Source organism: Nocardiopsis sp. NRRL B-16309 (genome assembly GCF_001279585.1).
Lineage (GTDB): Bacteria > Actinomycetota > Actinomycetes > Streptosporangiales > Streptosporangiaceae > Nocardiopsis.
In genome coordinates this window covers 95327-102056 of the sequence record NZ_LGEC01000068.1, presented here as the reverse complement: position 1 = coordinate 102056, position 6730 = coordinate 95327, and the positions used below count along the sequence as shown (strand labels likewise).

Annotated in this window: 6 protein-coding genes; 3 read left to right on the top strand and 3 right to left on the bottom strand. The window is 72.2% G+C overall.

The window, feature by feature from the left end:
* Positions 1–346 precede the first annotated feature (346 nt).
* Together ADL05_RS12770 and ADL05_RS12765 are read right to left on the bottom strand one after the other, a co-directional pair.
* Positions 347–1204, bottom strand: a complete 858-nt coding sequence (locus ADL05_RS12770) for an SDR family oxidoreductase (RefSeq protein ID WP_053617141.1) — start codon at positions 1202–1204, stop codon at positions 347–349.
* Positions 1205–1482: 278 nt separating this feature from the next.
* Entirely contained in the window at positions 1483–2265 is a 783-nt protein-coding gene (locus ADL05_RS12765) for a thioesterase family protein (protein ID WP_053617140.1), read from the bottom strand.
* 227 nt (positions 2266–2492) lie between these two features.
* Here ADL05_RS12765 and ADL05_RS12760 point away from each other — a divergent pair, with 227 nt between their 5' ends.
* Together ADL05_RS12760 and ADL05_RS12755 are read left to right on the top strand one after the other, a co-directional pair.
* Positions 2493–2879 (top strand): SgcJ/EcaC family oxidoreductase, encoded by a 387-nt coding sequence (locus tag ADL05_RS12760; RefSeq protein WP_053617139.1) that lies wholly within the window; start codon positions 2493–2495, stop codon positions 2877–2879.
* A gap of 143 nt (positions 2880–3022) precedes the next feature.
* A complete protein-coding gene (locus ADL05_RS12755) occupies positions 3023–3430 on the top strand; it encodes a helix-turn-helix domain-containing protein (protein WP_053617138.1) in 408 nt (135 codons plus the stop codon).
* Positions 3431–3523: 93 nt separating this feature from the next.
* Here ADL05_RS12755 and ADL05_RS12750 read toward each other — a convergent pair whose 3' ends face one another.
* A complete protein-coding gene (locus ADL05_RS12750; protein WP_082376350.1) occupies positions 3524–4672 on the bottom strand; it encodes a CPBP family intramembrane glutamic endopeptidase in 1149 nt (382 codons plus the stop codon).
* Positions 4673–5550: 878 nt separating this feature from the next.
* Here ADL05_RS12750 and ADL05_RS12740 point away from each other — a divergent pair.
* Complete coding sequence (locus ADL05_RS12740) at positions 5551–6729, top strand: ABC transporter substrate-binding protein (protein ID WP_053617136.1); 1179 nt, start codon at positions 5551–5553, stop codon at positions 6727–6729.
* The last annotated feature ends 1 nt before the right edge of the window (position 6730 follow it).

Below are 6730 nucleotides of genomic sequence, written 5' to 3'. Positions count from 1 at the left end.
AAGACCGGAAGACCGGAAGACCGGAAGACCGGAAGACCGGAAGACCGGAAGACCGGAAGACCGGAAGACCGGAAGACCGGAAGACCGGAAGACCGGAAGGCCGACAGGACCGGAAGGCCCAAAGGACGGGAAGGCCCACCCGACCAGAGGGCCGACGGTGAGCCCGCAGCACCGACCTGCTCGCGGAGGGCTCACAAGACCGGCGGGCGAGCCCGCAGCGCCGTCCGACTCACACGACCGCCCGGCCCACACGACCGCCCGGCTCGCGGAACCGTCCGGCTCACCTGAGCCGTCGTCGTCGGTGGCGGGACGGGTCCGGCTCCACCGCGGAGCCGGACCCGGCGGATCACACCAGGGTCCTGAGCGTCTCGACCAAGGGGGTCGTCGGGCGCCCGATGAGGCGGGAGAGCTCACCGGTGGTCGCGGCCAGCTCGCCTTCGCGCGTGCCGGTGTCCAGGCCGACGACGAAGCGCGCGGTGCCCTCGTCCAGCCCCACGCCGGTGAGGACGGCCTCGTGCTCCTCGGGGGTCACGTTGGTGACGGTGACCGCGCGGCCCAGGGCCTCGCCCATCGCGGCGGCGAGCTCGCCGAAGTCCCACGCGGTGTCACCGGACAGCTCGTGGACCGCGTTGGCGTGCGCGGCGGGGTCGCGCAGCACCGCGGCGGCGGCCGCCGCGTAGTCGGATCGCGAGGCGCTGGCCACCCGCCCCGCTCCGGCGCTGGTGAGGACGGTGCCGGTCTCGCGCGCCTGGTGCAGTTGCTGCTCGTAGTTCTCGCTGTACCAGCCGTTGCGCAGGAACGTGTAGGTCAGGCCGGAGCCGAGGATGATCTCCTCCGTGGCCTTGTGCTCCGGCGCCAGGATCAGGGTGGTCTCGGCGGCGTTGAGCACGCTGGTGTAGACGATGTGGCCCACGCCGGCGTCCTTGGCCGCCTCGACGGCGTTGCGGTGCTGGTCCACGCGCTGACCGACCTCGCTGCCCGAGACCAGGAGGACGGTGTCGGCGCCCTCGAAGGCGGCCTTGAGCGAGGCGGGGTCCCCGAAGTCGGCACGCGCCGTCGAGACGCCCTTGGCGGACAGGTCGGCCAGCTTGGCGGTGTCGCGCCCGGTGGCGGTGATCTGGTCGGCGGGCAGCCCGCCGGCCAGGAGGTCCTCGACGACGAGGCGGCCCAGGTGGCCGGTGGCACCGGTGATGACGACGGACATGCGCGGGTCCTTTCGGTGTGGGCCGGGGCGTTCCCGGCCGCTGTGTGGTGCCAACCTGACCGCTCATCCGCACATTCCAAAGTTCTTGTACCCACTTTTTTGTTAGTACCCCCCCGGCGCGGCGAACGCCGGGCGCGGGCGCGCCGAGCACAGCCGTGGGTTCGACGCGTGCGACGCGGAGAACGCGGGAGACCCGGGCAACGCCGGGGTCATGTTCGGGCAGGAGGCATGGAAGGCGCGGTCGCCGCAGGAGAGCGCGCGGGCGACGGCCGCGGGGATCAGCGCCGACGCACGAGCAGGGGCTGGGCGACGTCGCCGAGGCGGCCCCCGGCGTCGGACAGGGTCGCCCGGGTGAGCCCGAGACCGTCGTCGGACAGCTCGGTGCCGCAGTCCATGTAGGTCCAGTCGCCCTCGGGGTGACGCAGCAGGGTGGCGGACATGGTGGGCGGGATGGACAGCCACTCGTCCATCGGCAGGACCGCCGACAGTCCGTTGGCGGAGTCGGCGACGATCAGCGCGCGGTCCACTCCGGTGAGCTTCTCCCCCGCCACCAGGGGGATGCGCACTCGCGTCCACACCTGGGCGGCGCCGGAGTCGGTGAAGCCGCCCCGCACGAAGCGCCACTCGATGGCCTGGCCGTACCCCCAGTCCGCGCGTCCGGCGAAGAGATCCGTCCCGGCGGGCGCGGGCAGGGGCGGCGGCGCGACCGGCTCACCGCGCACCGGCGGCATGGGCCCGGTGGCGATGTGCCAGGCACGGGCGGTCACCGCGGTGCGCCCGTCGATGACCATGTCGGCCTGGGTGAGGTGGACCTGGCGGCCGGGCCGCAGCGTGGTGAGCTCCACCCGCGCGGGCAGGCGCGGGATGGGCGCGAGGAAGTCCACGGAGATCCGCCCGAGGCGCAGGCCGGGTCCGACGGCCTGGTCGATCACGTGGCCGAGCAGGGCCGAGGGCGGGCCGCCGTGCTGGGCACGGCTGTCCCACGGGCTCTCGGTGGCCGCGGTGGGTTCGTAGGTGTGGTCGTCGAGGGGCAGGTAGAACGCTTCGGGCCCGGTTCCCATGCTGCGGCCTCCTTGGGAGACGAGTGCGCCAGGTGCCCCGCGCCCGGGCCCGGCGGACTCGTGTCTATGACAGTCGTTATAAGCCGAGGGCCACGCTATCCCACCACCCGCCGCGCTCACGCTCCGGGCCTCGCCACGCCGACGAGGACGCCCCACCGCGTGCCCGTGCGGGCGGTCACACGACCGGGACTTGACCTCAATCTTGCTTGAGGTACCAGAGTGGCCCCATGGACACCGCGGACATCAAGGCCATCGAAGAGGTCGTCGCCACCGTCGAGCGCACCCAGCGCGCCAGGGACGCCGAGGGGTTCCTCGCGCTCTTCCACCCCGATTCCCTCTGGACGACCGCCCACGGAAGGGTGCTGATCGGCTTCGACGCGATCGCCGAGTTCACCCGCGCGGTGCTGCCGACGGCGCGATGGGAGGGCGAGGTGACCTACGAGGCGGTGCACACGCGGTTCCTGCGGCCCGACGTGGCGGCCGTCAAGGTCCGGCAGGTCTACCACTCGCCGGAGGGAGACTCCGAGGGTTCCCCGCTCTACGTCATGACGAAGCAGAAGGACGGCCGGTGGCTGCTGCACGCCTGCCAGAACACCGAGGTGCGGACCGACTAGCCTGTGGCCCCATGAGCGGCCCCGTGCGGCGACCGCCAGCGCACATCCGACGGCGTCGCTTTGCGCGGGGTCGATGCCGTCCGTGGGCGATCACGTGGTTTCACGGGCAGAAGTCTCTTGATCAGGACAGGTATCGTCGAGGGATGACGACACCGTCCTCCTCGACGCCGTTCGACTCCTCCGAGCTCCTGACCGTCGGCGGACAGGTCCTGTCCGAGAACTGCCCGTCCCGGCGCCTGCTGGGCGACATCACCAGCAAGTGGGGCGTCCTCGTCCTGGTCTCCCTCTCCGAGGGCCCCCGGCGCTGGAGCGAACTCCTGCGCGGCATCGGCGGCATCAGCGAGAAGATGCTCGCCCAGACCCTGCGCACCCTGGAGGCCGACCGCCTCGTGCTGCGCGACGCCCGGCCCGTGGTGCCGCCATACGTGGTCTACAGCCTCACCGACAGCGGCGAGCAGGTCACCCAGCTCCTGCTGCCGCTGCTGGACTGGGCGCAGACCCACGCCATCGCCGAGGTCAGCGCCTCGGCCGACACCGCGTCCACCCGCTGAGCCCGGTCCCCGACGCCGCGGGCGAGCCCGCCCCGCCCCACTGAGGAACGCGGCGGGCCCCTGCGCGGCACCTCTCGTTCCGGGCGTCCGATGTCACCGGGCTTCCTGCTCCTGGTGGGGACCGGTCCCGTGCGGCCCGGCGGGGGTGAGGGCCGGGCCGCTCTCGCGAGTGCGCCACCACACGACGGCCGTGACCGCGATGAGGAGGGCGCACGGGACCAGCATGAGCGCCGATCCGACGCCGACCGACCGGTCGATCCAGGCCGCCGGGTCCGAGCGCAGGAGGACGACGGTGAGGAAGGCGATCGTGTTGTTCACCGCGTGGATCACGACCGCGGTCTCCAGCCCGCCGGTACGCCACGTGATGAGGGCCAGGGTGACACCGAACGTGAAGTAGTAGACGTTGAGCCACGGGTCGGCCGCGAAGTGGATCACCATGAAGAGCAGGCTCGACACCACGACGCCGACGACCAGTGCCGCGCGCGGGCCGCGTCCCCAGCTCGCGGCGACCCGGAAGGCGAGACCGCGCAGCCCGTACTCCTCACCGGCCGACTGCAGCGGCACCACGACGAGGATGACCACGAACATGGCGAGCAGGTCGGCGACCCGCCAGGACACCTCCTCGACCGGGGTGAAGGCGGTGAAGGCGGTCATGTAGACGGCCCAGACCGGGAAGATCAGCAGGAACGCCCGACCGAACACCTCGGGCCGGAAGAGCGACCTCACCGAATGCAGCGAGGCCGCCCGCACGCCGTAGAGCCACCGCTGGATGAGCATGCTCCAGGGGAGCAGCAGAGCGAGCGCGATGAGGTTCAGGCCCATGGCCACGGGGGTGAGCTCGGTGCCGCCCGTCAGCAGGCTGTCCCTGCCGAGCAGCGTGTCGATGACCGCGGCGAGGAGGGTCAGGACGATGCTGAACAGGAACATCCCGCCCACCAGGAGCGCGAGCGCGGCGATCCCGCGCCAGATCCGGCGCTTCTCGTCGGCGAGCACCAGGTGGTAGGGCACACCCGGCGGAACCGGGCGCGGGCCGCGACGTCGCGGCGGCGGGGCCGTGGCCCCGGGCGGCACGTACTGGCCGGACGGCGCGGGCGGCGGGTACGGGCCGACCTGCTCGGACCGTCCGGCCGGTCCCTGCGGCGCGCCCGCGGGCACCGCGCCGGGGCCGGGGGCCGCGGGAGGCGGCCCGTCGGTCGGAGGTGGGGTCGGCCTCGGTGGGCGGTTCTCGTCGTAGGGGTTCATGTCCTCAACGCTAGCCAGACCCGCGGCCCCGCAGGAGTGCCGGTTCACACGGGTTCGCACTGCGGTCCTCACGCCCCGGAGATGACAGATGTCATGCACCGACGGGCCTCCGGGAGTCCCCACCTCGCCCGGCGCGGACGGCGGCCGTGCCCCCTGCGCTGATCGGCGACCCCGCTACGACGAGGCCGGGCGCACCACACGGTGGCGGAGGTAGACGACCCCGGAGCCGAAGGCGCGGTTCTCGACCAGTTCGAGGTCCACCCTCGGCCCGTTCCGGGCAAAGAACGGAACGCCGCCGCCCAGCAGGACCGGGTGGACCTGGCCCGGTACTCGTCGATCAGGTCCGAGGCGGCCGCCGCCGCGGCGAGGGTCGCGCCGCCGATCGCGATGTCGCCCTCCCCCGGCTCGGCGCGCAGGCGCTCGATCTCCTCCGCCAGGCCCCGGAGGCCAGGCGGGCACGGCCCCGCACCGTCGACAGCGTGGTGGAGAACACCACCTTCGGGAGCGCCCTCCAGAGCGCGGCGAATTCGAGGGTCGGGTAGTCGAGCGACGGGTTCCGGTGCTCGGCCGACCGGGGCTCGTTCAGGTCGGTGGGGACGCTACCACCCGGGCCGCCCCGATCGGCGCGGGCGCCGGTCACGGCGGTCCTCCGCTCGTCCGGGTCCGGCACGCTGCGTACTGCTCCTATCACATGGCGCCGCACGATCCAAGTTGTGCAACTTGTTGACTGACGTCATGGATCTGCATAAGTTGGGGCCCCTGGTGATCTTCGTCACCGCAAGTTCGGCCCGGGGCGCCATCCGTCCCACGACCGATCCCCCGCGCCTCCATCCCTATAGGCGCATCTCCACACCCCCCAATTCACAGGAGCACCCCCCGTGCGCAGGTTTCTCTCATTAATCACCATCCTCGCCGTCTCGGCCACCGCGTGCGGTGGCGGCGGTGGCGACGACACCGACGAGGCCGTACGCGTCGGCTACATCACGCCCCTGACCGGCGGCTACTCGGCCTTGGGCACCGACAACGAACTGGCCGTCGAACTCGCGGTCGCCCAGGTCAACGCCGACGGCGGTGTCCTGGGACGGCAGATCGAGCTCATCACCCGCGACGACCAGAGCGAACCCGACCAGGCGGTCCTGGCCTTCAACGACATCCAGTCCCAGGATCCGGTCGCCGTGATCGGCTCGGCCGTCTCCGACAGCGCCATGGCCACCATCCCCGCCGTCGAGCGCGCCGGGGTCCCCTACATCTCCCCCACCCCCGCCGACGAACAGCTCGACCCGCTGCGCGACGAGGTCTTCGTCGTCCCTGCCACCGCCGCCGCCTACGCCGAGCGCGCGATGCAGTACTTCCAGGCGGAGGGGCTGACCGAGGTGTCCGTGGCCTACTCGGCCACCACCTACGCCGTCGCCGGCTTCCTGGCGACCGAGGAACTCGCCGACGAGTACGGCATCGACATCGTGGCGGTCAACGAGTACCAGCAGGACACCACCGACTTCGGCCACGTGTTCAGCGAAGTCGACTCCGTCGACCCCCAGGCCCTGCTGTTCTGGGGCACCGGCCCGCCCGCGGTGACCTTCGCCCAGCAGTACGAGTCCGTGGAGGCCGACGTCCCCCTGGTCATGACCGGCGCCCAGGCCAGCCACCTGTGGCTGGAGCCCGCCGGTGACGCCGCCGAGGGCGTCACCGTGCTCAGCTCCATCGGCGTGGTCGGCGACCACCTGCCCGAGGGCGAGCAGAAGCAGGTCATCGACGAGGTGTCGGCCGCCTTCTCCGAGGAGCACGGCTACGCCCCGCCCCAGTTCGCCCTGGACGGCTACAGCGCCGTGCAGCTGCTGGTCGCGGCGATCGAGAACGCCGGCTCCACCGAGCACGCCGACATCCTGGCGGCCCTGGAGGAGCTCACGCTGGTCACCCCCAACGGCACCTACGCCTACTCCGACTCCGACCACGCCGGGATCACCACCGAGGCGATCTCGGTCAACACCGTCGAGGACGGCGCATTCGTACCCGTGCCCTGGGCGGTCGAGCAGCTCGACGCCGCGTACGGGGGCTGAG

Bases quoted from the DNA above. Each gene is read 5' to 3' on its own strand.
- ADL05_RS12770 (WP_053617141.1), bottom strand. From the start codon at position 1,204: ATGTCCGTCGTCATCACCGGTGCCACCGGCCACCTGGGCCGCCTCGTC.
- ADL05_RS12765 (WP_053617140.1), bottom strand. From the start codon at position 2,265: ATGGGAACCGGGCCCGAAGCGTTCTACCTGCCCCTCGACGACCACACC.
- ADL05_RS12760 (WP_053617139.1), top strand. From the start codon at position 2,493: ATGGACACCGCGGACATCAAGGCCATCGAAGAGGTCGTCGCCACCGTC.
- ADL05_RS12755 (WP_053617138.1), top strand. From the start codon at position 3,023: ATGACGACACCGTCCTCCTCGACGCCGTTCGACTCCTCCGAGCTCCTG.
- ADL05_RS12750 (WP_082376350.1), bottom strand. From the start codon at position 4,672: ATGAACCCCTACGACGAGAACCGCCCACCGAGGCCGACCCCACCTCCG.